Below are 24,632 nucleotides of genomic sequence, written 5' to 3'. Positions count from 1 at the left end.
TAAAATAGAATCCTGCTTCGCAGGATTCTCCGCCTGCGGCGGGTCGCGAAAGAGGCCGGATGCCCTCATTTTCCCCCGGGCATCCGGCCTCTTTTTTGAAGCAGTTTCGCCTCCCGTCTTCAGGTATCGGCCAAAACCACTTCCTTTTTCTGTTTTAGAGCATGGCTCCGCTGGCGTCAAACTGGTACATCTGCCCGTCAATCTCCTTCCAGCAGTCAGATACCATTCTGCCTCCATCCTCCGGATCGAGATAATACCAGACTCCGTTTGCCTGCACCCATCCGTCAGTCTTTGCATAATCCTTAAAATAGTACCAGCTTCCGTCAATTTTCTTAAAGCCCTCCGGCGAAATCACCTGGCTGTAGTCGGTAAATGCCAGCTCCAGACATACGGGGCCTTCAATCCCGTCTACTGTCCCGCTGTCCGTACACTGCCAGATGGTGCGGTTCGGATACGTATTGACAGTTCCGTATCTGGCATACCAGATATCATAGGGAATCTGGCTCGTATCCATCTTATTGACCAGCCAGTCATTATAGCCGAATACCACCGGATGGTAGCCGGCCTCCTCCACAGTCCGGCAGAAAGCGTTGACTATATCTGTCAGTTCCTGCCTGGAAAGGCCGGAGATATAGGCAGATTCCACATCCATGGCGATCGGATAGGATACCCTGTAGTCTTTTGCCGTCCGGACCGCAAACTGAGCCTCCTTCACTGCCCGGTCCACATCCAGGGCCTGGGAGTAGAGATACACTCCTGTCTGGATTCCGGATGCCGCCGCCTCCCTCATATTGGCGTCAAAGGTCGGATCCAGGCTGTCCAGATACCCCATGCGGATCATGGCAAAGCTCACATCATCTGCGGCAGCGGCTGCCCAGTCAATCTCTCCCTGATACTTTGAAACGCTGACTCCGCGGAAAAGCGCTCCCTCCACAGCGGTTCCCTCAGCATTTACATACTGGCCGTTTTCCTTCTCAAAGGCCGCCGCCTGGACTGTCATCGGCGCTGACGCACAAAAGACTGCCGCGGAAACGGCCGCCCACAGGGTGCGCATTCTCTTTCTGTACTGCATCTTTTCCTCTCCTCTCATCTGCCTTCCCCCAGGCAAAAAGCCTGTGTCCGGCTGCTTTTCAGACTGTTCTCATCTAAGTATAGCACATGCACTTGCGGAATCAATTCCCGTCTTTTTACAATTTTCTTACTTTTTTGCTGTTTTCAACGAGAGGCTTCCTCGTTTCGCCCTTTACTTCTATTGTTCTGTTTCAGCTCATTTCTCCTGCTGTTCCCACTGTTCTCTCCTCTGGAGGCTGTAGATCGACTGTCCCCCATTGCACAGCCGCGCTGCCGCACAGACAATGAAAAAGCAGGGAAGCAGCTCACAGCCAAAGACCTCTGCCCCGATGAATACCGGAGCCAGAAAGGTATTGGTAGCTCCGCCGAAGACAGCGGCATATCCCAGAGCCGCCAAAAGCGGAAGCGGCAGGGGGAGGATAAGGGAAAGAGCGGCTCCCAGGCTGGCTCCGATGGAAAACAGAGGGGTGACCTCTCCTCCCTGAAAGCCTGCTGCAATCGTAACTGCAGTAAAGAAAAATTTCAGTATCCAGTCGAACACCTTCACATCCTCTCCGCTCAGGCTTCCCTCGATCAGGTTTGTCCCAAGCCCGCAGTAGCGTCCGCCGTAAAATAAGAGAAGCAGAATGCTGAGTCCCGCGCTGCAGACCGCAATCCGCACAACAGGGTTTTTCACCGCTTCCCCCAGCCCTTTCTTAAGTCTCCCCAGCGTCCAGGCAAAGGCGCCCCCTACTGTGCCGAAAATCAGCCCTGCCCCGAGAAGCAGAAACACGGTGGAAAAGGAAAGGCCGCCGCCGTTAAGGCTCTCCACCGGAAAGACAAACTTTTCAAGTCCCAGAGCGCCAGACACGGCGCTGGCAGTAAACGAGGCTGTCAGCGCCGGAACAAGGGCCCTGTATTCCAGCCTGCCGGCCCACAGCACCTCGGCAGCAAAGAGGACGGCTGCGAGAGGTGTTCTGAACAGCCCTGCAAATCCGGCAGCCATCCCTGTTACCAGAAATATCCGCGAGCTGTTTTTAAAAGGAAGACGGCCAAACATCCCATGAGATACGGCAGCTCCTATCTGTACCGCCACTCCCTCCCGCCCGGCACTTCCTCCGAACAGATGGGTGAGCCAGGTGCTCCCTGTCACAAGGGGGATCAGCCGCAGCGGAATCTCCTTCTCCGTCCCGAAGCCCACCTCAAATACAAGCCCCATGCCCCTGGCGCATTTTTCTCCAAAGGTTCTGTAGAGATATACGCTCAGCACGCCCGCCAGGGCAAGAAGCGGAATGAGAATGGTCCCGTATTCCATCCTGCAGGCTGTAACTGCCAGCAGAACGCGGCCAAACAGAGCATCCAGAGCCCCTGTGACTGCTCCCACCAGGATTCCGAGCACAGCCGCCAGAATCAGAACGGCCATATCCCTTATCCCCCGATCCTTTGCCTCCTTCGCCTCTTCTTGGCCTGCCTTTGTCTCCTTTCCTGCGCTCTCTTCCCGCTCATTTGTTCCTCCCGTCTGCCGCCCTTCTGCCTGCATTTTTTATGGCCTGTATTTTATCTCTTTGCGGCGTGTATTTTATCTCCTGCACCGTCACACAAAAAGCTGCGGCAAAGTGGGAAATCCTCTTCCCTTTGCCGCAGCCTGATTTCTTCCGTCTTCTCCGCCCCTGCTTTGACAGCCGGGGTCTCTTCTCCGCCCTCCGGCGCTTTCACAGAGTTCTGATGCAGCCCTCTGCAGGGGACACCGGCAGTCCGCCTTACTCGTCCCAGTTGTGGTAGGTCGCCTGCACATCGTCATCTGCATCCAAGAGATCCAGCAGACGGTTCATCTTCTTGATGGACTCCTCGTCAGTCAGCTCCACCCATGTCTGAGGAATCATGGTGACCTCAGCCTCCATCATGGGGATTCCCTTTGCCTCGAGAGCTTCCCTGACTGCGCTGAAATCATCCGGATCCGTCACGATCTCGTAGCTGTCCGCCTCCTCTGCGAAGTCCTCCGCTCCTGCGTCGAGAGCCTCCATCATCAGAGTGTCGGCATCCATGTCGCACTCTTCCTTGTCAATGATAATCTGTCCCTTCTTGTCAAACATAAAGGAAACGCTGCCCTGTGCGCCGATGTTTCCGCCGCCCTTTGTGAAGGCGCTTCTCACATTGGCTGCTGTACGGTTCTTGTTGTCAGTCAGAGCTGTGACAATAATTGCCACTCCGTTCGGGCCATATCCCTCATATGTAAGCTCCTCATAGTTGACAGAGTTCGCATCGCCGGCAGCCTTCTTGATTCCTCTCTCGATCGTGTCGTTCGGCATATTGTTGGCCTTCGCCTTGGCAATGACATCGCGCAGACGGCTGTTGTTGGCCGGATCAGCTCCGCCTTCCTTTACAGCAACCGCAATCTCACGCCCGATAACGGTAAAGATTTTTCCCTTCGCCGCATCGTTCTTCTCTTTCTTGTGCTTAATATTGGCGAACTTTGAATGTCCAGACATAATAACACTCCTCTTTTTATGAATTCTTTCCGTGACAATACATATTACTTTTCATCTGCCAGTGCGGTCCGGACAGGCCGCAGCAGCACAGAATTTTGCTCACAATCTTTTTTATTTTATCACTAAAATCAGGCCTTGACAAGCCGCAATCTCAAAAAACTGCCTCCCTATAAGGGAAGGTCCGCCCCCGGTTCCGGCTTTTCCCTCAGTCCGTTTTCCCCTTCGGGAATCACCGCTACAGAATGGATCACCTTGTTTTCCACAGAGATAGTCTGGAACAGATAGCCCCCGTAATGCACCTGCGGGGTTTCGCCCTCTCTGGGAACCCGGTTCAGACGGGAGATCAGAAAGCCGTTCAGGGTATCGAAATTTTCGCTGTCCTCCCCGTCAAAGGCAAGGCCCAGCTCCTTTGACACATCCTCCAGAGGCGTCAGGCCGTCAAAAACGAAGCTGCCGTCCTCTCTCCTGGAAATCATCTCCTCATCCTCGTCGTACTCGTCCAGAATGTTTCCCACGATCTCCTCCAGAATGTCCTCCATCGTGACAATCCCGGCTGTCTGCCCATACTCATCCACCACAATTTCCATATGAATTTTCTGGGACTGCATCTCCTTAAACAGCGGATTTATATTTCGTGTTTCCGGGATGAAATGGGCTGTCCGCAGAAGTCCCTCTACCTGGTCAATCTGCTTTCCCCTGTTTTCCTGGCTCTGGGCACAGGCCACGGCATCCCTCAGATGAAGGATTCCCCTGATGTCATCAATATCCTCCCCGTAGACAGGAAAGCGGGAATTGATTCCCTCCCTCAGAATAAAATCCACTGCCTCGCCCAGAGTCATGGAAGCGGGAAGCGCCGCCACATTTCTGCGCCTTGTCATAATATCTCCGGCCTGCTTGTCCCCCAGCTCCACAATGTTCGTGATCATCTCCGCCTCATCGGCTTCCAGGACGCCCTGCTCATGCCCTTCATTGACCATGAGCATAATATCCTCCTCTGTCACATTGTCGCTTTTATCGTGCAGCCCGACTCCCATAGGGTACAGAATCAGCCACGAAAGGCCTGAGACCAGCCCGGCAAATGGCTTAAAAATCAGCACAGCCAGCCCGGCTGCCCTCAGAAAGCGGTATGCCCACTTTTCCGGTTTCCGGCTGGCCAGACGCTTTGGAATGACAATTCCAAGGCTGATGAGCACAGCCAGAAGCACAACCGCTGCCGCCGCCGTCGCAAGGGCTGTCCAGGGTTCCTCCATCCTGAGTCCCGTTTTATGTATCATTGTTTCCAGAAAAGCGCCGGCTTGTCTAAGAATCACTGCTCCTGAAATCAGTCCTATCAGGTTCGTCACAATCTGAACTGTGTTCACAAACTCTGCCGGGCGCTCCAGCACGGCCAGAAGTCTTTCAGCCTTCTTATTGCCCTCCCCGGCCTCCTTTTCCAGCGTTCCTGAATTCAGATGCTGAATCGCCGCTCCAAATCCATAAAGCATCCCGTCCATCAGAATAAAGCCCAGAAAAATCAAAATACTCAGGGGCCAGTTCCCATCGTCCATAGCTCTTAATCCTCTCCTTTGTTATTGTCCTTCTGCCCATTCTTCCCTGGCGTTTTCTCCTTCGCATGAACAGGCAAAAGGCAGAATTTAAGCTCCTCTGCCCCCTCCCTGCGTGTCTGCAGTCCTGTAAAGCCCGGGCAGAAGAATGGCTTTCTGCCTCATTCTGCCAATATACACCTGCAGCCCCGGCCCGTCAACTGTATTCCTCAGTCTTTCATTGCGGCCTGGCTGTCGTTTCTTACAGAGCTCTCCGGATACATGCGCCTATGTATTCAGCTCAAGGCTGACCATCAGCGCCCGGTTCACCCTCTCCAGCAGTTCGTCATCAATATGGCAGATCCTCTCTCTGAGTCTCTGCTTGTCGATGGTTCTGAGCTGTTCCAAAAGAATTACAGAATCTTTCACCATATCACAGCGTCTGGTGTTTAGCTCTACATGCGTCGGCAGCTTCGCCTTATTCATCTTTGAAGTTATTGCCGCGCAGATCACCGTAGGGCTGTGCTTGTTTCCTACATCATTCTGTATGATCAGAACCGGCCTCACGCCTCCCTGCTCGGAGCCGACCACCGGCCTCAGATCCGCATAATAGATATCGCCTCTTCTTATAATCAAATAACTCACTCTCCGTCATTCCAGTTTATACCCTTAGTATTACCCTTTTTTTGGCGGGTATTCACATATCTGCGGAAAGATTGCTTCCTCTCCCTATCTATCATATGGCTCTTTGGCGTACTCTGTTCCTGGCTTTCTGCGTCAGTCCTCTCTTTTCTCTTCCGTGGGGCCTCCCCTATCCAAGGCGGCCTCTGCTTTTTTATCGTCCCTCACATAGATGCGGGGAACTCTTTTTCCAATCAGGCATGGGATCTCATAGTGAAAGCCCCCGCACTGTGCGGCCAGCTCCTCCATGGTGATCTCCTCTTTCCCGTCCCGGCCCACGAGTGTGACGGTGTCCCACTTTTCTGCCTCCGGAATTTCGGTCACATCAGCCATAAACTGATCCATACAGATGCGGCCCAGAATCTTCGCCCTCTTTCCACGGATCAGAACCTCTCCCCGGCCCGACAGGCCTCTCGGGTAGCCGTCCCCGTAGCCTGCGCAGACAGTGGCAACCCGCATGGGGCGCCGGGCCACAAAGGTCCCGCCGTAGCTCACAGCCGTCCCCGGCTCAATCTCCTTGATATAGGTGATATAGCTTTTAAGCTCCATGGCAGGAAGCAGGCGGATCCTGTTTCTGTCCACCTCACCGGAGGGATAGAGGCCGTATATACAGATTCCCGCCCGCACGGCATCCATCTCCATTCCCTCCGGCATCCTGTGAGAATCAATAATTCCCGCGCTGTTCATGCAGTGGCAGATCAGTTTTTTCCTCCCCGGCTCTTTCTTCGTCAAAAGCTCCGAAACCTGAGCCGCGAAGTTGCGGAAATCCTCAAACTGCCGTTTCGTCACCGCCTTGTCTTCCTCGTCCGCTCTCGGAAAGTGCGTAAACAGCCCCTCGATAAAAAGTCCCGGAAGGCTGCTGATCCGGTCGATCATCTCCAGGGATTCCTCCGACGGCTTCAGGCCGATCCGGCTCATTCCCGCATCTACTGCCAGATGCACGCTGCCCCTGATTCCAGCCTCCCCGGCCAGCTTGGAAAAGGCCTCTGCCGTCTCCTCCTCGAAAATCACCGGCCGCACGTCCGCCGCCAGAAGCTCTCTGAACCGGCTGTCCCTGACGCTTCCCAGCACCAGGACAGGCAGGGATACACCGCTTTTTCTAAGCTCCAGAGCCTCGTCTGCCGTAGCCACCGCATATCCCGACACATAGGGCTCAATGGCCGCCGCTGTCTCCGCCGCCCCGTGACCATAGCCGTCCGCCTTGACTACTCCGATCACCGCTGTCCCTTCCGGAAGCCCTGCCGCTATTTCCTTCATATTCTGCTCAATCCGATCCAGATGGATCAGCGCACAGATCCGGTCGCTTCCGCCTTCCTCCGGTCTGTTTTCCCGGATCTTCATATTTTCAGTTTTCACTTTTGTCCCCTCTTTCCAGCTGTCATCTCCATTGGCCCCGGCCCTGCATCTGACGGCACGGGGCCTGTCTCTTTTCTGCAGATATTCTGCAGCACACCTCCCGTCAGCTCAGGCAGCCTGCAGTATCCAAAGCTCACTGCTCCCTTTTTCTTTTCTCCGGCTCCGACACCCTCATCAGACAGTCTGCCAGATTCTCCGCCAGCACGCTGTGCATGCCATATTCCGCTGCAGCAGCCTCTCCTGCCAGCCCGTGAAGGTAAACGCCCAGGGGCGCCGCCTCCCCTTCCTCCATTCCCATGGCAATCAGTCCGGCCAGCACCCCTGTCAGCACATCCCCGGAACCGGCCTTGGCCATAGCTGAACAGCCGCTTTTATTAATATAGACCGGCTCATCTTTTTTGACCACCACGGTGGCCGCATCCTTCAGAACCGTTATCACCCCATACTTTTCGCTGTAGGAAACGGCGGTCTCCACCAGATGTTCCCTCACCTCATCGATCTCCATCCCTGTCAGACGGGCCATCTCCCCCACATGAGGCGTGACAATGACATTCTCTGTAAAGTATTCCGACAGCGACGGATTCTCAGCCACAATGTTCAGTCCGTCAGCATCCAGCACAATCGGAACGAAGGCGGAAAGCAGAATCTGCTGCACCAGCCGCACTGCCCAGGGCTCTCTTCCAAGACCCGGCCCCAGAACCACAGCGTCCGCCCAGCCGCACTCCCGCTCAATCTGAAGGGCGAAGCTCTCCGGCTCCTCCATGGCCTCCTCCCTGTCGTAGGCAGACAGAATCGCTTCCGGCAGAAGTGTCTGCAGAATCTGGCAGTTCTCCCTGGGCGTCAGAATCTTTACAAGTCCGGCCCCTGTGCGGTAAGCGGCAAGGGCGCTCAGATAGGCGGCTCCTCCCATTCCCGGCGAACCTGCGGCAATCAGGACACGCCCATAGGTCCCCTTGTTGGAATAGGCGCGCCTTGCCGGAACCTTCTTAAGGTCCTCCCTGTCAAAGGTAACGAATCTGGTTTCCCCAAGGCAGACGTCCGGGCAGGGAGGAAATCCAATATCCTTCACGGCCACCCTTCCGCAGTAATCCCTTCCCGGAAACAGAACGAGTCCCAGCTTTTCAAACCCAAAGGTTACTGTCAAATCTGCTCTCACAGCCCGGCCCATCACTCTTCCCGTGTCGGAATGAATTCCTGACGGAATATCCACTGCCACCGTAAGGCGCGGCGCCATCCCGCAGATCATCTCTATGACATTCCGGTACGGCCCCTCCACATTTCTGGAAAGTCCCACTCCAAACAGCGCGTCCACTGCTACCTCGTAGCTGCCTGGGATGAAATCCTCTGCCTCCATGACGGAAATTCCGATCCTCTCATCGATGGCAAGCTGCAGTTTCAGCTCCTCTGTCCGGCTCTCCTGCCTTCCGGCCGTCAGAACTGTCACATTGTACCCCCTCAGAAAAAGCATACGGGCGATGGCCGCCCCGTCTGCTCCGTTATTCCCCGTTCCGCAGGCCACAAAAATCCGATCTTCCCTGAAAAGTTCAGGCTCCATCTCCTCAACCACAGAGAGAGCCGCACGCTCCATTAAAACAAGGGACGGGATTCCCACTGTCTCAATGGCGTGCCTGTCAATCTCTTTCATCTGAGCACCTGTCACCAGCCTCTTCATGCTGCTCCTCCTTCTCCACGGCATTCATTCTATTCTGCCGTTTTTTTCTCTGCCCCCTCGCCCACGGCAAAGGCTACGGCGTAATCCTTCGTATTGGTAATCGATACATGGATTTCTTTTATGGAAAGCCTGTCCGCCAGCTCCCTGGCCCCTCCATAGAGCCTTACATACGGCTTTCCGAGGCTGTCCCTGAGCACCTCGATCTCCGCCGGTCCAAAGCTCCTGAACCCGGTGGCGAGCACCTTGGCCACTGCCTCCTTAACGGCAAAAGTGCCGGCTAACCGGGCATAATTTCCCCCGGCCTGCTGGCACTCTTCCTGCGTGTATACACGCGTCAGGAAGGCCTCCTTCTCACAGGCCCTCCTGATACGTCCTATTTCAATCATGTCTGTCCCAACACCTGCTATCATTTCCCGTCTTTCCCTCTCGCGAAATTCTTTTCCCTTTCCTTCTGGTCCTGCATCCTGCATACACGGTAAGACAGGCGCATCAGGCTTTCTGACAGGTGAACATTTTCCACCACCACGTCATCGGGAACAGCCAGATCTGTGTGGGTAAAATTCCAGATTGCCTTAATTCCGGCTTTTACCAGGCGGTCGGCAATCTCAGCCGCCTTTGACTTCGGGATCGTAAGGACGGCAATCTGAACATCGTTATCTGCAATAAACTGCTCCAGATCCTCAATGCCGCGGATTTCCACTCCGCGCACCACCAGCCCTACCAGCCTCGGGTTCACATCAAACATTCCCTTAATCAGGAAACCACGGCGTTCAAAGTTGGTATAATTGGCAATCGCCTGTCCCAGATTTCCCGCTCCGATGATAATCAGGTTGTGCTGCCTGTCAATCCCAAGGATTCTGGCGATTTCTGAATAGAGATACTTTACATTATAGCCATACCCCTGCTGTCCGAATCCCCCGAAATTGTTAAGATCCTGACGAATCTGGGAGGCAGTTACCTTCATCCTCACGCTCAGCTCGTTTGAAGAAATCCGCTCCACTCCCTCTTCCAGCAATTCACCTAAATATCTGTAATACCTCGGCAGCCTTGAGATCACTGCCTTGGAAATCTGTTTCTGTTCCACGGCTTTTCTTCACCTTCCTTTTCTCAGACACGCCGCTTTTATTCCATATTCGTCATTTTCCAGAAAGCGGCATTATCTACTATTATATCATATGATAAATTATTGTCAAATAAAACAGGGGATTTTCGTGCTTTCTGCCGGAAATTTTTCTGCCGGCCTCTGTCTCTTTCCCCTCCAGCTTCTTGCAAAACTTTCCTTCTTATATTATACTTGTCACAGATTTTGCAGCCGCATACTGCATGCCTCTGCTGTCCCGGTCCGCTCTCTAGGAACACCTGGACGCCGGCCGCTTCCTGCGCTGTGAGACAGGCCCTCAGACTTTTTCGGGCAGGTTTCCTGAGGCATCCATCTGCGCTGCTTAACAGCAATACTATTTACTACATCAGGAGGCAGGACATGATTTTATCATGCAGCAATATCACAAAATCCTTCGGGACAGACTCTGTCTTAGAGCAGGTGTCCTTTCATATAGAGGAACGGGAAAAGGCCGCCATCGTTGGAATCAACGGCGCCGGAAAATCCACACTCTTAAAGATCATAATCGGGGAGCTTGCCCCGGACGACGGAACCGTGGTTGTGACAAAGGGAAAAACCCTGGGCTATCTGGCCCAGCATCAGGATCTGGACAGCAGCCGCACCATCTACGACGAACTTTTGGAGGTCAAGCGCCCTGTCATTGAGATGGAGGAGCGCATCCGGCAGCTGGAAATTGAGATGAAGCACTCCGCCGGTGAGGAGCTGGAAACACTCTACCAGACTTACAGCCGCCTGAGCCACGAGTTTGAGCTTGCAAACGGCTACGCCTGGAAAAGCGAGATTAACGGCGTTCTAAAAGGACTGGGCTTTGAGGAGGAGGAATTTTCAAAGCCTGTCTGTACCCTGTCCGGAGGCCAGAAAACCAGAGTTTCCCTTGGAAAGCTCCTTCTCTCGCGGCCCGACATCATCCTGCTGGACGAGCCCACCAACCATCTGGACATGGAATCCATCGCCTGGCTGGAAAACTATCTGCTGAATTATCAGGGAACGGTCATCATCGTGGCCCACGACCGCTATTTTCTCGATCGGGTGGTGACAAAGATTGTGGAGCTGGACAACGGAAAGGCCACTGTATTCCAGGGCAATTACTCTGCCTACAGTGAGAAAAAGGCCATGCTGAGGGCCAATATTTTAAAGGCCTATTTAAACCAGCAGCAGGAGATCCGCCACCAGGAGGAGGTCATCACCAAGCTGCGCTCCTTCAACCGGGAGAAATCTATCAAGCGGGCAGAAAGCCGCGAAAAGCTCCTGAACAAAATGGAGCGAATCGAGAAGCCCACAGAGGTCAACGATGCCATGAACATCACCTTAGAGCCTGACATCCAGAGCGGCAACGATGTGCTGACTGTCCGCGGCCTTTCAAAAGGCTTTGACGGGCAGCAGCTCTTCTCTGGTGTGGACTTTGACATCAAGCGGGGAGAGCGGATCGCCATTATCGGAAACAACGGAACGGGAAAGACCACGATCTTAAAGATCATAAACGGCATTGTCCCGGCGGATTCCGGCGAAATCCGCCTCGGTTCCCGCGTCCACATCGGCTACTACGATCAGGAACACCACGTCCTCCACAATGAGAAGACCCTGTTTCAGGAGCTGTCGGACACTTATCCTGGCATGAACAATACCCAGATCCGAAATGTCCTGGCTGCCTTTCTCTTCACAGGAGAAGACGTGTTCAAACTCATCGGAGATCTGAGCGGCGGCGAGAAGGGAAGGGTATCCCTGGCTAAACTCATGCTCTCTGAGGCCAATTTTCTGATCCTGGATGAGCCCACCAACCACCTGGATATTACCTCCAAGGAAATTCTGGAAAATGCCCTGAACCACTACACAGGAACTGTCCTCTACGTGTCTCACGACCGCTATTTCATCAACCGGACCGCCACCAGAATCCTGGACCTGACCCATAACACCCTTGTCAACTACATTGGAAATTATGACTATTACCTGGAAAAGCGCGACACCATGGAACAGCTTCTCACCGGCAGCGCCGGAAATGGCGCTGCAAAAAATGCAGGTTCTGGCACTGCCGGACAGAAGGATGCCGGCAGTTTGCCTCTCCAGGGAAGCGCCAAAAGCACGGCGGCCGGTTCCGTATCCTTCACCGCAGACGGAGCCGTCAATGCCGCCTCCCTGCCATGGGCAGGCGCTGCAAAAGCAGCTCCACTTCCTTCCTCTGCCGGAAAGACAGACTGGAAACAGCAGAAGGAAGAGCAGGCCCGCCTTCGCAAACGCCAGAACGAGCTGAAAAAGACAGAGGATGCCATCCATGAGCTGGAAACCAGGGACGCACAGATCGATGCCCTCCTCTGCGAGGAGGAGATCTTCTCCGATGTGGCAAAGCTCATGGAATTAAACTCGGAAAAGCAGTCTATCTCCGAAAAACTGGAGGAGCTGTATGAGCGTTGGGAAGAGCTGGCAGAGGACTGATTTTCAGCTTTATAACCGGAGGAACTTTTATCTTTGAGTCTGCAGCTGCCCCTCAGCTAAGCGGATACCGCCGGCATGATCTCCCGGAAGGGAGAATTGCCGGCGGTATCCGCTGTTTCTTTTACTTTTATTTATTTCTTTTATCTATTTTTTATTTCTCTTTCCTGTCTCCCCCCATCCCGTCTTTCACCATGGGGCCTACCGTGAATTCTGTAGTTCCCATATAACCGGGCGCGATAGAGTATTCCGGAAATACGAGAACCACCTCCCCGGTTCCGCTGATGTAGAAATCTGTATTCTCATCTACTGTGGTAAAGCCCTCTGCCATATCTCCCGCTCTGCCGAATCCGAAAAAGATCTGATTTTCATCAGCCGCCATGCGCTCCTCTATCTGCCGCACCACTTCTTTATTGCAGAGCTCCACATAGCCGCTTCCAAGTACATCCTGAAGGGTCAGCTCCCTGTCCTCTGAAAGATCCAGGTTGTAATAGTGGCGTTCCTCGCTGGCATTGATCCACCCCTTGAAGGCCGTGAGCTCCAGGGAGAGCACGGCCTCGTCCTGATACTTCACTTCATAGTCGATGGAAATATTCATCTGTCGGTTATTCCACTCCTCTTCTGTGCCTCCGGCGGCGAAAAAGGCTTCCTTGTACTCCTCGAATTCCGCTTTTGCCTCTGCCATGTAGCTGTCTGCAATCCGTTCAATCTCCTCGTTCACTTTATCTGCCTGTAAAGAGCGGTTCCCTGTTTCCTCCTGGCTCTGCATGATTCCCGGTACCTCTGCGTGAATATTGTAATCTCCCTCAGACTCATGGTAAGAGCGCACAGTCAGAACACTGGCCAAAAAGCCCAGTCCTGGAACTCGGCTCATGTTTTCTGCGAAAGCCTGGTTCGTGTTGAGCCCTACGGTAAACGCGATCAGCACTCCCGCTGCGGCTGCGGCAGTGCGCCGGAGCAGACGGTAGATCGGACTGCGTGCCCCATTTTTCCTCTGTCTCTGCCGTCCCTGTTTTTCCTCCTGCTTTTCTGTCAGCGGATCCTTCTCTGTACTTTCCATCTCCAGACCTGTCCTCTCCGGACCTCTCTTCTCCAGATCTTTCTCCTCCCGTCTGTCTCTTTCAGCGGAATTCTCCGCCTCTTCCTTCCGGCGTGCCTCTCTCCTTCTGGCTGCCTCCTCTACAGAGCGCCTGACTGTCAGCTCAAGCTCCTTCGGTATCTCAATCTGATCATATACTTTCTTTCCATCCTCGGGTCTCACGGCCTTCCCTCCTTTAATCCTTTTTTCAGACGTTCCAGCGATGAGTACAGCCTGTACTTGACTGTATTCAGATTCGCATCTGTGATCTCTGCAATCTGCTTTAAGGTCAGTTCCTCGTAGTAGTGAAGAACTACCACTGTTCTTCCCGGCTCCGGCAGTTTTTTTACCGCTTCATAGACCTCTCTCTCCCGATCGTAGGCCGGCTCCGTATAGGGCCGGTCGAACACGCCGCCGTCCGTGGAAGGCAATTCCCGTTTTCTGTCCCTCAGAAGCTGAAGAGATTCATTCACTACGATCCTGTAAAACCATGTTTTCAGCGCATCTGTGCTCCTCAGGGTTTCACACTTTTCAAGCCCCTTCAGAATCGCGTTCTGCACCACATCAAGCGCCGCCTCTCTGTCACCCACATAGCTGTACGCCAGTCTGTAAAACCGGTTCTGGTTTTCCAGAATGTAGGCAACTGTACTGTCATATATGCTCTGTCCCATATTCTCTGCCTTTCCAATTTTATTTTCCCCGGCCGCCAAAGACCTGTCTGCTCTTCTCCCTTATTGAATAGATGCAAAAACCCGTTAAAAAGTTGGGAAAACAGGGATTTTTATGATATTAGAAAGAATCCTGCTTCGCAGGATTCTCCGCCTGCGGCGGGGCTGCAAAGCAGCCGTATTCCTCTCCGCCGCAGTGCGATCCCCGCGGAGCGTTTTTATATAACAGGGAACGAAGTTTCCTGGTATAGAACAAAGAATCCTGCTTTGCAGGATTCTCCGCCTGCGGCGGGCCGCAAAAGCGGCAATTTCCTTTCCGCCGCAGTGCGATCCCCGCGGAGCGTTTTTATATAACAGGGAACGAAGTTTCCTGGTATATAAGAAGCCCTCTGCAGAATCAGAACATCTCTCGTTCCCTTTCTGCAGAGGGCCTGCCTTACAATATCTGATTTTGTTTTCAAAAAGGCTGCATCTGCCATAGCCCTTCCCCAGTTCCTAACGGCCTTCCTCGTTTTCCTCCCGGCTCTCCTTTCCGGCCGCCTCCTGTGCCCTCTTAACAGCCGGATTCAGATCCGGATCATAGGCCGGTCCTCTTCCTCCGATATCCCGGTACTCTTCTGTCCCTTCCTCTGTCATCTCCCAGACAGAGGGTCTCTGCCCCTCTAAGCTGACATTCAGCGTCTGAGCCATAAAACTGCACAGCTGAGGATCGAAAATCTTCATCTCGCTTCGGATCTCCGGATTCACATAATTCTCAAACAGAATTCCAAACCAGGCTCCGGAGTCGTCGTCAAAATAGGATGGCAGCCGTGATGCCGATGGGATGTTGTCCAGCAAAAGGTAGAGATCCGCCAGAAATACATTTTTCTCTCCGTCGTTTCCCGTTTCATGGGCTACATATTCCCCGAAGGCCCTGGTCAGAGAGGAAGGTTCTGTAAACTTGAGCTTTTTGTAGTTGGCATCTGTCTTGTGATGCACATAGTAGATGCCCTCGTCCGTCATGGGAGCTTCAAAATATTTCCGGTCCGTGTAGTACATCAGCTCCCAGCCGGATTCCACGAACCGCTCCATCCACTGACGCGGCACATTCTCCATCGCCTCTGTGATCTGCTGCCGCTCCTCCTGTGTAGGCTTTCTCTTTCCCTGGATTATGATATCATACCTTGCATCTCTCAGTCCGTCTGCCCCGTAGTAGTTCATCTCAATGTACTGGCTGGCTGCCATCTGGCCGTTCTTGTTAAAATAATATTTATGGCCGTCTACCATCCTCCAGCCCTCGTCATACATAATTCCGTCGGAGTCAAACCAGTACCACTCGCCTCCTGCTTCCAGCCAGCCGGTCTTTCTCGTCCCATCCTCGTTCAGGTAATACCATTCATCTTCTTCGCTGCTGTAGGCCCAGCCCACAGCCATCTTCCCAGTTTCCTCGCCGAAATAATACCAGTCGCCCCGAATCTTCTTCCACCCCAAAGCGGGATAGCCATCCTCATCGAGGTAGTACCAGTCTCCCCTGTAAAGCAGCCAGCTCTTCTCGAGAAAGCTGCCGTCTTCCAGCCTGTAGCGGCTGTCTGCCTCCTCTCCTGTCCATGTTCCCGCTATGCTTGGAGGAGTCTCCTCTGTCTGCTGGCTCCCGTCCTCTGCACCTTCATCGGAGTCAGCCTGTTTTTCCGCTTCCAGCTCTTCTTGTTCGTCTTTTACCTCATTGTCATGTGCTGCGCTCTCCTCCTGCCCTGCCGGCATTCCCATGGCGCTGCCTGAAAAGCCGGCTGCCATCAGGCAGGCCAGATACACAGCCATCACCGCTCTTCTCAAGATGCCACTCCTCCTCTTCTGATGCCAAAACAAGTCCGCTCTGCAAAAATCCGTTCATCCTCCGAATCAGGCATACGGCAGTTAATACGAAAAATCCCTCACTGCACGCAGACAGATTTTTTGCGGAATTTGGGAAACAGGGCCCTCTCAGGCCCTGTACAAACGCTTAGTCTCTGCTTTTATTTTAAATGAATCCGTCGGAAAAGTATAGCGAAAAATTCTTACATCATTTATAATAAATATTACAATTTTGGCATCTGCCGGCAGCCTGCTGGAGAAATCTTCGGCAGCGGCTGAAAAGATGTTCAGAACTCACCAGATGAAAGGAACGGTTTTTATGAATCTGCGGCGCATACTGGCCCTGGCCGGTGTCTTTATTATCCTGTTTCTCTACGGGGCATCTCTCGTCCTGGCAGTTATCGGAAGCCCCGGATCCCTGGATCTGCTGATGGCTGCCCTGTTCTGCACCATCGTAGTTCCTGCTGTAATCTATGGCTATGAAATCCTTCTGAAAAACGGAGGCTCTCCCGGAGTCTCCTGGAAAAATTCCGCCGACAGGCCCTCAGAGAATGAGAAGGATGCAGAGAATGCCGGAGCAGAACATCCGGAGCAGCGGCAGTCCGGGCAGAAGAAATCTGTCTGAAAAGAGAACTCAGATAAATAGACAAAAGGATGCCTGGGAGCATATATGCAGTCCCGGGAATCCTTTTTCTCTTCCTGTTCTTTTATCCAGACTTTCTTTTATCCAGACTTTTACGAACAAATTAAGCCTTCCTTATTTTCTCACAATGATCTCATCCCTGCCAGGGCCGTTTGACACCATGGTGATCGGAACCTCAATTTCCTTTTCAATAGCCTCAATATACGCGCGGCAGTTCTCCGGAAGCTCTTCATAGCTCTTAATTCCGCGGATGTCGCACTTCCAGCCGGGCAGAGTCTTGTAAACCGGCTTTGCCTTCTCCAGCTTGAGGGTGGTCGGGAAGTCTCTTGTAACCTTTCCGTCGATCTCATATCCAACACAGATCTTCAGCTCATCCAGGTATCCCAGCACATCCACAACTGTCAGAACTGCCTCAGTAGTTCCCTGGATGCGGCAGCCGTAGCGGGTAGCCACTGCATCAAACCAGCCCACACGTCTTGGACGGCCTGTAGTAGCTCCAAATTCTCCCTTATCTCCGCCGCGGCGTCTCAGCTCGTCTGCCTCCTCACCGAACAGCTCGCTGACAAAGGCTCCCGCTCCCACGGCGCTGGAATATGCCTTGACAACTGTTGTAATATTTTTGATCTCGTAAGGCGGAATGCCTGCTCCGATGGCGCCGTAGGCTGCCAGAGTGGAGGAGGAGGTAACCATCGGGTAAATACCGTGATCCGGATCCTTCAGGGAGCCTAACTGTCCCTCTAAAAGGATATTCTTTCCTTCCTTGATCGCCTCGTGCAGATAGGAGGAAACGTCGCATACATAAGGCTCAACCATCCTTCTGTACTCTTTCATCTCCTCAAACAGCTCATCAGGATTTAACAGCGGCTTGTGATATAAGTGCTCTAACAGCACATTCTTCATCTCGCAGACGCGCTTTAACTTATCGTAGAGATACTCCTCGTCAAACAGCTCGCTGACCTGGAATCCAATCTTTGCATACTTGTCAGAATAGAACGGGGCAATTCCGGACTTTGTGGAGCCGAAGGACTTTCCTCCCAGTCTCTCCTCCTCGTACGCATCGAACAGAACGTGGTACGGCATCAGAATCTGAGCGCGGTCAGAAACCAGAATTTTCGGCTGCGGCACGCCCTTCTGCTTGATGTCCTCAATCTCGTTAAATAAAAACGGAATATTTAAAGCAACTCCGTTGCCGATAATGCTTGTCGTATGATCATAAAATACGCCGGACGGAAGCAGATGAAGCGCGAATCTGCCATAGTTGTTGATAATTGTATGGCCCGCATTGCTTCCACCCTGAAAACGGATGATAATATCGGATTCCTTGGCAAGCATGTCTGTGATCTTGCCCTTTCCTTCATCTCCCCAGTTTGCTCCAACGATTGCTCTTACCATGTGCTTTCTCCTCTCCGGGCGTCATCTTCCTCATGTAGACGACTATTTTTATACCCCCTGGCGCGGGGGATCTGCTGCGTAGCCCGCTGCTTCCGAAAAACAGAAGCAAACCATACTACCTCGATATTATATATAATTTTTCCATATAAGTAAAATCAATATTAATTATATTCTTTATAATTTCTATTTATGTTGTTTCTCTTCTTTTTCAGTACCCTCCCGCAGGGCCTTCAAAAGCTTCTGGGCTGCCGGTGAGAGAGGATTTTTAGAGGAGGTAATCAGGCAGAAGCTGCGCTTCTCCATCTTTTTTCTGAAGCGCAGGGCAAACACATCTCCCTGCCTTAAGGCCTCCCCGGCGAATTCTGACATCAGGCAGCCGATTCCCAGGTTGCGCTTTACAAACTGCACAATCATATCGCTGGTGGCGAGCTCAAACTCCGGCTCCAGGCAGATGCCCTCTCTCTCCAGGCAGCTGTCCATAAACCGGCGGGTGCTGGTTTTCTTTTCCAAAAAAATGCAGGGATAGTGCTGCAGCTCCCCATATTCCAGTTCCCTGCCCTCAAGCTCTCCCCGGAAGCGGTTTCCGGCAATGAAAATATTTTCTATCTCCTTGACCGGAGTGGAGCAGAGCCCATTCCTCTCGTCAAAAGGCGTGCTGACAATTCCGAAGTCAATTCCCCCATTTTCCAGCGCATCGATGGTTTCCGGAGTCGGCCCGTTGGAAACCATCACCTTGATTTTAGGATACTGCTCATGAAACTGTTCCAGGTAAGGAAGGAGGTAAAACTGCAGCGTCATGTCGCTGGCGCCGATCCGGATCACTCCCGTATCAAGGCATTTCAGCTGCTTGAGCATCTCCTCCCCGTCCCGGATACTCTCAATTCCCCTCTTTACGTAGACGTACAGCATCTCCCCCTCTCTCGTCAGCCTCACGCCCTTGGGGGTGCGCAAAAACAGCTTTGTTCCAAGCTCCCCCTCCAGGTGCCTGACCGCCTGACTCACAGCCGGCTGGGAGATGCAAAGATGCTCTGCCGCCAGCGTAATGCTGCCGGTCACGGCAGCCTGGTAAAATACCCTGTAATATTCAAGATTTACGTTCAACAGCCCCTCCTTTTGTTTCTCAGAATCTGCTTTATATGAAACAGAATTCTTGCTTTCTTCTGCTCTCTTCCTGTCTCTCTTTTCTCCTGATGCCTGCAGTGTAGTAAGCCGGAAACTCTGAAAGCCTGCCGTATGTCCTACGGCAGGCTCCTGCAGTCCCTCTTTTATGATTCTGATTCCGTCAATCAGTCTCTGTTTTCATCTTCTCCTGTCCGGACGGCCGCCTAGACGTTGATCTGCGCCTTCACTCCCAGGATTTCCCGGTTTTCATCGAGAATCGGGCGGATTACCTCACTTAAGAACTCCTCCACCTGCTCCTTTGCCCTTCCTGTGTATCTGGACGGATCCATGGTCTCCTTCAGTTCCTCCAGTGTCAGGTTGAAGGCAGGATCTGCTGCAATCAGCTCCAGCAGATTGTTGTCCAGACCCTTTTCCTTTACGTTTCTTCCGGCCTCCATAGAGAGAGTGCGGATCTTCTCATGAAGCTCCTGTCTGTCTCCCCCGGCCTTCACAGCGTCCATCATGATATTCTCTGTCGCCATAAACGGAAGCTCGGCCATGAGGCGCTTCTCGATTACCTTTGGATATACCACAAGACCGTCCACTACATTTAAGTAGAGATCCAGGATTCCGTCAACTGCCAGGAAGCCTTCCGGAATGCTCAGACGCTTATTGGCAGAATCGTCCAGGGTTCTCTCAAACCACTGGGTGGAAGCAACGAGCATTGGATTCATCATGTCTGACATCACGTAGTTTGCCAGAGACGCCATTCTCTCGCTTCTCATGGGGTTTCTCTTATAAGCCATGGCAGAGGAACCGATCTGAGTTTTCTCAAAGGGCTCTTCCACTTCTTTTAAGTGCTGAAGCAGACGGATATCGTTGGAGAACTTGTGGGCGCTCTGGGCAATTCCCGCTAACACGCTCAGCACGCGGCTGTCTACCTTTCTGGAATAGGTCTGGCCTGAAACAGGGTAGCAGCCCTCAAAGCCCATCTTCTCGGCAATTCTTCTATCCAGCTCACGGCATTTTTCATGATCGCCGTCGAACAGCTCCAGGAAGCTGGCCTGAGTTCCTGTCGTTCCCTTGGAACCCAGAAGGCGCATAGAGCCGATCAGATAATCCAGATCGTCCAGATCCAGCTTCAGATCCATCAGCCAGAGCGTTGCCCTCTTTCCCACAGTCGTCGGCTGCGCCGGCTGGAAATGGGTAAAGGCCAGAGTAGGCTGCGCCTTGTATCTGTCCGCAAATTTTGCCAGCTCGTCCATCACATTGATGAGCTTTTTTCTCACCAGCTTCAGAGCCTCTGTCATAATGATAATGTCTGTATTGTCGCCCACATAGCAGGAGGTTGCTCCCAGATGGATAATTCCCTTTGCCTTCGGGCACTGCACTCCGTATGCATATACATGGGACATTACATCGTGGCGCACTGCCTTCTCTCTCTCCTTTGCAACCTCGAAGTTGATATCCTCCATATGCTCCCTGAGCTCACCAATCTGCTCCTCTGTCACCGGAAGTCCCAGCTCATGCTCCGCCTCAGCCAGAGCCACCCAAAGGCGCCTCCATGTGCAAAACTTTTTCTCCGGGGAGAAAATATACTGCATTTCCCTGCTTGCATAGCGCTCCGAAAGAGGGCTCACATATCTGTCATACATAGATTTTACCTCATTCTTCCTTTTATTTGCACGGCTCCGGATCTGACAGTCCCTTTTCATCTCCTGTCATCCGCTTCTGCCGCAGTGTTTTACAAAACGCGCAGTGCGCGTTCAGATTTCACAGCTTTAAAACCGCCGGCCGCCCTTCACGGCAGCCTTTACACAGTGATCGGATAATATGTAAAAGCCTTTTTATAAGCTGTGCCTATAAAACAGTTTTAATTCAGTAGAAATTATAATGCAATCCTCTCATAAAATCAACCCGATGTTTTATTAAAATAATTAATAACCGCTGACCGCTCTGAAAGAGGCAGCCCCGAGTCTGCGTTCTCACTCTGCCTCCTGCCTTTCGCGGTAGAGGATAAGTTCTCCATCCTCCAGCCGGAAGACAATGCCGAAGCGCGTTCTGGTTCTTCCTTTTTCCTGCTCCTCCTCTTCCCCCCGCCCGTCTGCTCTCTCTTTTTCTCTCTCCTCCCTCTGTCCGTTTTTTTCACCGGTTCCGTCTTCCCGTTCCAGGCAGAATTCCACCTTCCGCTCCCGTGACAGAGACAAAATCTGCTCTCTGCTGTCCAAAGCAAGGAACAGACAGGCTGATGCCAGACCTGCGCAGGCCAGGATTGCAAGATATTTCCCCCGGAGGGCTCTTTCTCTCCTCCTTTTCATGTACCTGTGCCGAAGCCTTCTAAGTTCCCGTTTCCCTTTTTTCAAGCCGTCTCACCCCGCGCTGCCTCTCCAGGTACGGCGTGCGGTGTATTTCAGCTGTCAGCATACAGTGCCTTTAATCCTACTATACAGAATCTCACAGGGATTGTAAAGAGAAATCCGGAAAGCTCCTGTAAACAGAATAAGACTGCCCGAAAGATATTCTCCCTATCTTCCGGGCAGTCCTTTGAATGTTTCTGCCTCTGCGGTGTCCAGGCACTCCCTGTTCTCTGCCCGCAGGCAAAACTCAGGCATCTGTCTCTCACTGGGCAGTGCGGCTCTCCATGTGCTCTCCGGCCTCTGTCATATCCTCTCTGGCGCGATCCACAGCTGTCTCCGCGCCGTTTTTCAGATCGTCTGCGACTCCCTCGAGCACCCCTGTGCTCTCCCTCGCGCCGTCTGTCTCCCTGTCAGCTGCCGAATCAGTGCCGGAAACCATTCCGTCTGTGGACTCTCTGGCGGTAGTTTCCATACCAGAGGTAGTTCCTGACGCATTTGTGGTATTCTTTACATCCTCCTTGCTTCCGCAGGCAGTCAGAAATACGAAAGCGAATGTCAGACACACTGCCAAAAGAATCTGCTTACATTTTTTCATAATGACAACTCCTTTCTAAGCCTATTATGCACGGCTTGGAAAGGAATTATACTCTTTATCCGATGACATCTGCCATCGTATACATACCGGCATCCCTGCCCTTTAAAAATTTGGCAGCCTGGATCGCCCCTTTGGCAAAAATTGCCTTTGAATAAGCAGTATGGGAAAAGGTCACAACCTCATCGGTTCCCGCAAAAATCACGTCGTGCTCTCCCACAATTGTTCCGCCGCGCACAGACTGGATTCCAATCTCCTTCGCATCTCTCGGCACCCTCTCGCTGGAACGATCATATTTGTAGTGACAGGTGTTCCCCAGGGCTTCGTTTACAGAGTCAGCCATAGCGATGGCCGTACCGCTTGGAGCATCAATCTTCCTGTTGTGGTGCTTCTCCACAATCTCAATATCAAAGCCTGCAGGTGCCAGAACCCTGGCCGCATCTTTTAAAAGCTTCAGCAGGGTATTGACTCCCAGTGACATGTTGGCTGAACGCAGCACCGGCGCCTTTCCGGAAACCTCTTCCGCCCTTAAAATCTGGGCTTCAGACAGGCCCGTCGTGCATAAAACCACTGCCCGCCCAGTCCTCTCGCAGTAATCCAGCAGTCCGTCCACTGCCCTGGCAGATGAGAAGTCGATAATCACATCAGCCTCCTCCTTTACCTCGTCCAGATTTTTATAGACTGGGTACGGGTTCTTCCCGCTGTCTGTAATGTCAACGCCTGCCACGATGCAAAGCTCGCTGTCGTCTTTCACCAGATTCGTAATTACCTGCCCCATAGCTCCGCTGCAGCCGTGCATAATCGCCCTTACCATGATGATCTTCCTCCCGTTTTGTCTTTTTATGCCTGTCAGTTTCTTCTTATTCCCGCTGTTTTCACAGACCAGCCGTTCTCAGCCTGGTTTTATCTTAAAGCAGACCGTAATCCTTCATCGCCTTAATGAGCTTCTCCCTGTTTTCCGGTTCCATCTCAACTAGCGGCTTCCTGTAGGGCCCTACATTTTTTCCCATCAGATTCATGGCTTCCTTCACCGGAATCGGGTTGACCTCGCTAAACAGCGCATCAATCAGCGGAATAGCCTCCAGCTGCATCTTCGTGCTCTGCTCTGTCTTTCCCTTGAAATACAGGTCGCACATCTCATGCACCTGCCTTGGCGCAATATTAGAGAGAACGGAGATCACTCCCTTAGCGCCCAGCGCCAGCATGGGAACAGTCTGATCGTCATTGCCGGAGTAGATATCCACCCATCCGTTTGAAAGGCTTGCAATCTTTGCAATCGCAGAAAAGTTTCCGCTTGCCTCCTTAACTCCCACGATATTCTCCACATTTTTGCAGAGCCATACGATCATCTCCGGCGTCAGGTTCACGCCTGTGCGGCTCGGAATATTGTAGAGAATTGCCGGAATCTTCACAGAACCCGCAATGTCAGAAAAATGGATTTTCAGACCCTTCTGAGTGGATTTGTTGTAATAAGGAGTCACCAGAAGAATACCGTCCGCTCCTGCAGCCTCCGCTGCCTGTGAAAGATAGATGGATGTTTCCGTACAGTTGGAACCTGTGCCGGCCACCACCGGAATCCTGCCGTCCGTGATGTCACAGACAAACTGAATTGTCCGGATGTGCTCATCGTGGGTCATGGTGGCAGATTCTCCTGTGGTTCCGCAGACAATGATGCAGTCTGTCCCCCCTGCAATCTGCTCTTCCACCAGCTCCTCCAGCTTTGAATAATTGATCTCTCCTGTTTCCTTAAACGGTGTGACAAGAGCCACACCTGCTCCTTCAAAAATAGCCATGTCTCTTCCTCCTTCTCATAAAGGCTCACCATACATTCCGCTGGGTTTCTGCCGCATAGGAGACTGCCGGGCGATTTCCTATGTACTACAAAAGGGCCGGCACAACGGCCAGCCCAAAGATTTTGCTTTCTTTCGTAGCTCCCCATCCTGCACAGATGACAGTCATATGGTTCTTCACCATATGCCCAGAAGCACGCAGGCAGTTCTGCATGAATCTTCGGCGTCTCTCCCTTTCATCGGCCTTCCTCTGTTCCTGCAACATCCGGCCGGCTACTGATGATCGACGCAACCTCTACTTTGTATTTATGCTTATACTATCATTACTTTTATTTATTGTCAATCTCAACATTTTCTATTTTGGAAATAGAATCCACACATCTCATAAGCTGCTTCGGAAAATTTTTCCCTGTGAGAATCAGACTCACCTCTTCATCTCTCAGCGAAAGGAGATTTTCAAATTCCTCAAGGGTAAGAATATCCTGATCAAGGATCCCCAGTATCTCGTCGAGGATCAGCAGGTCGCACTCTCTGGTGGTAAGCACCTTCCTTGCAAAATTCAGTCCGTTCTGAATGTTGATTCTCTCCTCCCGTTTCTGCTCCTCCGAAAGTTTTTCAAAATAATCTCCCTGTTTTTCAAACCGGAATACCTTCATCTGCGGTTCCAGACATTTGAGTCCCTCTGCCACATCTGCGGACAGGTTTCCCTTCAGAAACTGAATCATGATTACCTTCTTATGTTTGGTCACTGCCACAACACCTTTTCCCAGGGCCATCGTTGTCTTTCCAAACCCCGGACCGCATATGACCTGAACACTTCCTTTATCCATATCCTGCACCTCTTTGCGAAATGTTAATCTCAA

22 protein-coding genes and 1 riboswitch are annotated in these 24,632 nt (G+C 52.4%); of the genes, 2 read left to right on the top strand and 20 right to left on the bottom strand.

Annotated features, from left to right (window positions below; genetic code table 11):
- Positions 1–154 precede the first annotated feature (154 nt).
- The 9 genes from DW757_RS08670 to DW757_RS08630 form a co-directional block, all read right to left on the bottom strand.
- Positions 155–1,072, bottom strand: a complete 918-nt coding sequence (locus DW757_RS08670) for a GH25 family lysozyme (RefSeq protein WP_347559979.1) — start codon at positions 1,070–1,072, stop codon at positions 155–157.
- A gap of 195 nt (positions 1,073–1,267) precedes the next feature.
- Positions 1,268–2,590 (bottom strand): chloride channel protein, encoded by a 1,323-nt coding sequence (locus DW757_RS08665; RefSeq protein ID WP_347559978.1) that lies wholly within the window; start codon positions 2,588–2,590, stop codon positions 1,268–1,270.
- Between the two features lie 220 nt (positions 2,591–2,810).
- A complete protein-coding gene (locus tag DW757_RS08660) occupies positions 2,811–3,539 on the bottom strand; it encodes a YebC/PmpR family DNA-binding transcriptional regulator (RefSeq protein WP_008396103.1) in 729 nt (242 codons plus the stop codon).
- Between the two features lie 167 nt (positions 3,540–3,706).
- Complete coding sequence (locus DW757_RS08655; RefSeq protein WP_008396106.1) at positions 3,707–5,086, bottom strand: hemolysin family protein; 1,380 nt, start codon at positions 5,084–5,086, stop codon at positions 3,707–3,709.
- A 264-nt stretch (positions 5,087–5,350) separates the two neighbouring features.
- A complete protein-coding gene (locus DW757_RS08650) occupies positions 5,351–5,698 on the bottom strand; it encodes a type II toxin-antitoxin system PemK/MazF family toxin (RefSeq protein WP_021965372.1) in 348 nt (115 codons plus the stop codon).
- Positions 5,699–5,839: 141 nt separating this feature from the next.
- Positions 5,840–7,099 carry an alanine racemase gene (gene alr / locus DW757_RS08645; protein ID WP_021965373.1) on the bottom strand — a complete coding sequence of 420 codons (1,260 nt, stop codon included), beginning with the start codon at positions 7,097–7,099 and terminating at the stop codon, positions 5,840–5,842.
- 133 nt (positions 7,100–7,232) lie between these two features.
- On the bottom strand, positions 7,233–8,771 hold the full coding sequence (locus tag DW757_RS08640) for a bifunctional ADP-dependent NAD(P)H-hydrate dehydratase/NAD(P)H-hydrate epimerase (protein ID WP_008396112.1): 1,539 nt from the start codon (positions 8,769–8,771) through the stop codon (positions 7,233–7,235).
- Between the two features lie 29 nt (positions 8,772–8,800).
- Entirely contained in the window at positions 8,801–9,181 is a 381-nt protein-coding gene (gene acpS / locus DW757_RS08635; protein WP_008396114.1) for a holo-ACP synthase, read from the bottom strand.
- Positions 9,178–9,855, bottom strand: coding sequence for a redox-sensing transcriptional repressor Rex (locus DW757_RS08630; RefSeq protein WP_008396117.1), 678 nt, complete (start codon positions 9,853–9,855; stop codon positions 9,178–9,180). Before DW757_RS08630 ends, acpS begins: the two co-directional genes overlap by 4 nt.
- Positions 9,856–10,251: 396 nt before the next feature.
- Here DW757_RS08630 and abc-f point away from each other — a divergent pair, with 396 nt between their 5' ends.
- A complete protein-coding gene (abc-f, locus tag DW757_RS08620) occupies positions 10,252–12,321 on the top strand; it encodes a ribosomal protection-like ABC-F family protein (protein ID WP_118751491.1) in 2,070 nt (689 codons plus the stop codon).
- A gap of 151 nt (positions 12,322–12,472) precedes the next feature.
- On the opposite strand, the gene DW757_RS08615 is transcribed toward abc-f, so the two are convergent.
- From DW757_RS08615 to DW757_RS08595, 3 genes are all read right to left on the bottom strand, one after another.
- Positions 12,473–13,579 carry a DUF3298 and DUF4163 domain-containing protein gene (locus DW757_RS08615; RefSeq protein ID WP_087383560.1) on the bottom strand — a complete coding sequence of 369 codons (1,107 nt, stop codon included), beginning with the start codon at positions 13,577–13,579 and terminating at the stop codon, positions 12,473–12,475.
- The gene (locus DW757_RS08610) at positions 13,576–14,067 is read right to left on the bottom strand and encodes a sigma-70 family RNA polymerase sigma factor (protein ID WP_008396124.1); all 492 of its coding nucleotides are present in this window, start codon (positions 14,065–14,067) and stop codon (positions 13,576–13,578) included. The genes DW757_RS08615 and DW757_RS08610 overlap by 4 nt, the downstream gene beginning before the upstream one ends.
- Positions 14,068–14,559: 492 nt before the next feature.
- Positions 14,560–15,876 (bottom strand): N-acetylmuramoyl-L-alanine amidase family protein, encoded by a 1,317-nt coding sequence (locus tag DW757_RS08595; RefSeq protein WP_243033538.1) that lies wholly within the window; start codon positions 15,874–15,876, stop codon positions 14,560–14,562.
- Positions 15,877–16,213: 337 nt separating this feature from the next.
- On the opposite strand from DW757_RS08595, the gene DW757_RS08590 reads away from it, so the two are divergent.
- A complete protein-coding gene (locus DW757_RS08590; RefSeq protein ID WP_021965733.1) occupies positions 16,214–16,519 on the top strand; it encodes a hypothetical protein in 306 nt (101 codons plus the stop codon).
- A 132-nt stretch (positions 16,520–16,651) separates the two neighbouring features.
- Here DW757_RS08590 and DW757_RS08585 read toward each other — a convergent pair whose 3' ends face one another.
- From DW757_RS08585 to DW757_RS08545, 8 genes are all read right to left on the bottom strand, one after another.
- The gene (locus tag DW757_RS08585) at positions 16,652–17,929 is read right to left on the bottom strand and encodes an adenylosuccinate synthase (protein WP_015573893.1); all 1,278 of its coding nucleotides are present in this window, start codon (positions 17,927–17,929) and stop codon (positions 16,652–16,654) included.
- A gap of 183 nt (positions 17,930–18,112) precedes the next feature.
- A complete protein-coding gene (locus DW757_RS08580) occupies positions 18,113–19,030 on the bottom strand; it encodes a LysR family transcriptional regulator (RefSeq protein WP_087383551.1) in 918 nt (305 codons plus the stop codon).
- A 224-nt stretch (positions 19,031–19,254) separates the two neighbouring features.
- Positions 19,255–20,685 carry an adenylosuccinate lyase gene (purB, locus tag DW757_RS08575; protein ID WP_118751513.1) on the bottom strand — a complete coding sequence of 477 codons (1,431 nt, stop codon included), beginning with the start codon at positions 20,683–20,685 and terminating at the stop codon, positions 19,255–19,257.
- A gap of 330 nt (positions 20,686–21,015) precedes the next feature.
- On the bottom strand, positions 21,016–21,348 hold the full coding sequence (locus DW757_RS08570; RefSeq protein WP_008396134.1) for a hypothetical protein: 333 nt from the start codon (positions 21,346–21,348) through the stop codon (positions 21,016–21,018).
- Positions 21,349–21,649: 301 nt separating this feature from the next.
- The gene (locus DW757_RS08560) at positions 21,650–21,982 is read right to left on the bottom strand and encodes a hypothetical protein (protein ID WP_118751490.1); all 333 of its coding nucleotides are present in this window, start codon (positions 21,980–21,982) and stop codon (positions 21,650–21,652) included.
- Between the two features lie 55 nt (positions 21,983–22,037).
- A complete protein-coding gene (gene dapB, locus DW757_RS08555; protein ID WP_008396138.1) occupies positions 22,038–22,793 on the bottom strand; it encodes a 4-hydroxy-tetrahydrodipicolinate reductase in 756 nt (251 codons plus the stop codon).
- A 94-nt stretch (positions 22,794–22,887) separates the two neighbouring features.
- Complete coding sequence (gene dapA / locus DW757_RS08550) at positions 22,888–23,772, bottom strand: 4-hydroxy-tetrahydrodipicolinate synthase (protein ID WP_008396140.1); 885 nt, start codon at positions 23,770–23,772, stop codon at positions 22,888–22,890.
- Positions 23,773–23,899: 127 nt separating this feature from the next.
- Positions 23,900–24,075, bottom strand: a riboswitch (Lysine riboswitch).
- A gap of 23 nt (positions 24,076–24,098) precedes the next feature.
- Positions 24,099–24,599 (bottom strand): ATP--corrinoid adenosyltransferase, encoded by a 501-nt coding sequence (locus DW757_RS08545; RefSeq protein WP_015573889.1) that lies wholly within the window; start codon positions 24,597–24,599, stop codon positions 24,099–24,101.
- Positions 24,600–24,632 lie beyond the last annotated feature (33 nt).

The organism is Clostridium sp. AM29-11AC (genome assembly GCF_003480545.1).
In the GTDB taxonomy this organism is placed as follows: Bacteria; Bacillota; Clostridia; order Lachnospirales; family Lachnospiraceae; genus Otoolea; species Otoolea saccharolyticum_A.
The sequence above is the reverse complement of the archived record's forward strand: the minus strand, read 5'-3'. Positions and strand labels throughout refer to the sequence as shown.

Bases quoted from the DNA above. Each gene is read 5' to 3' on its own strand.
- DW757_RS08670 (WP_347559979.1), bottom strand. From the start codon at position 1,072: ATGCAGTACAGAAAGAGAATGCGCACCCTGTGGGCGGCCGTTTCCGCG.
- DW757_RS08665 (WP_347559978.1), bottom strand. From the start codon at position 2,590: ATGCAGGCAGAAGGGCGGCAGACGGGAGGAACAAATGAGCGGGAAGAG.
- DW757_RS08660 (WP_008396103.1), bottom strand. From the start codon at position 3,539: ATGTCTGGACATTCAAAGTTCGCCAATATTAAGCACAAGAAAGAGAAG.
- DW757_RS08655 (WP_008396106.1), bottom strand. From the start codon at position 5,086: ATGGACGATGGGAACTGGCCCCTGAGTATTTTGATTTTTCTGGGCTTT.
- DW757_RS08640 (WP_008396112.1), bottom strand. From the start codon at position 8,771: ATGAAGAGGCTGGTGACAGGTGCTCAGATGAAAGAGATTGACAGGCAC.
- acpS (WP_008396114.1), bottom strand. From the start codon at position 9,181: ATGATAGCAGGTGTTGGGACAGACATGATTGAAATAGGACGTATCAGG.
- abc-f (WP_118751491.1), top strand. From the start codon at position 10,252: ATGATTTTATCATGCAGCAATATCACAAAATCCTTCGGGACAGACTCT.
- DW757_RS08610 (WP_008396124.1), bottom strand. From the start codon at position 14,067: ATGGGACAGAGCATATATGACAGTACAGTTGCCTACATTCTGGAAAAC.
- DW757_RS08590 (WP_021965733.1), top strand. From the start codon at position 16,214: ATGAATCTGCGGCGCATACTGGCCCTGGCCGGTGTCTTTATTATCCTG.
- DW757_RS08585 (WP_015573893.1), bottom strand. From the start codon at position 17,929: ATGGTAAGAGCAATCGTTGGAGCAAACTGGGGAGATGAAGGAAAGGGC.
- purB (WP_118751513.1), bottom strand. From the start codon at position 20,685: ATGTATGACAGATATGTGAGCCCTCTTTCGGAGCGCTATGCAAGCAGG.
- DW757_RS08570 (WP_008396134.1), bottom strand. From the start codon at position 21,348: ATGAAAAGGAGGAGAGAAAGAGCCCTCCGGGGGAAATATCTTGCAATC.
- DW757_RS08560 (WP_118751490.1), bottom strand. From the start codon at position 21,982: ATGAAAAAATGTAAGCAGATTCTTTTGGCAGTGTGTCTGACATTCGCT.
- dapB (WP_008396138.1), bottom strand. From the start codon at position 22,793: ATGGTAAGGGCGATTATGCACGGCTGCAGCGGAGCTATGGGGCAGGTA.
- dapA (WP_008396140.1), bottom strand. From the start codon at position 23,772: ATGGCTATTTTTGAAGGAGCAGGTGTGGCTCTTGTCACACCGTTTAAG.
- DW757_RS08545 (WP_015573889.1), bottom strand. From the start codon at position 24,599: ATGGATAAAGGAAGTGTTCAGGTCATATGCGGTCCGGGGTTTGGAAAG.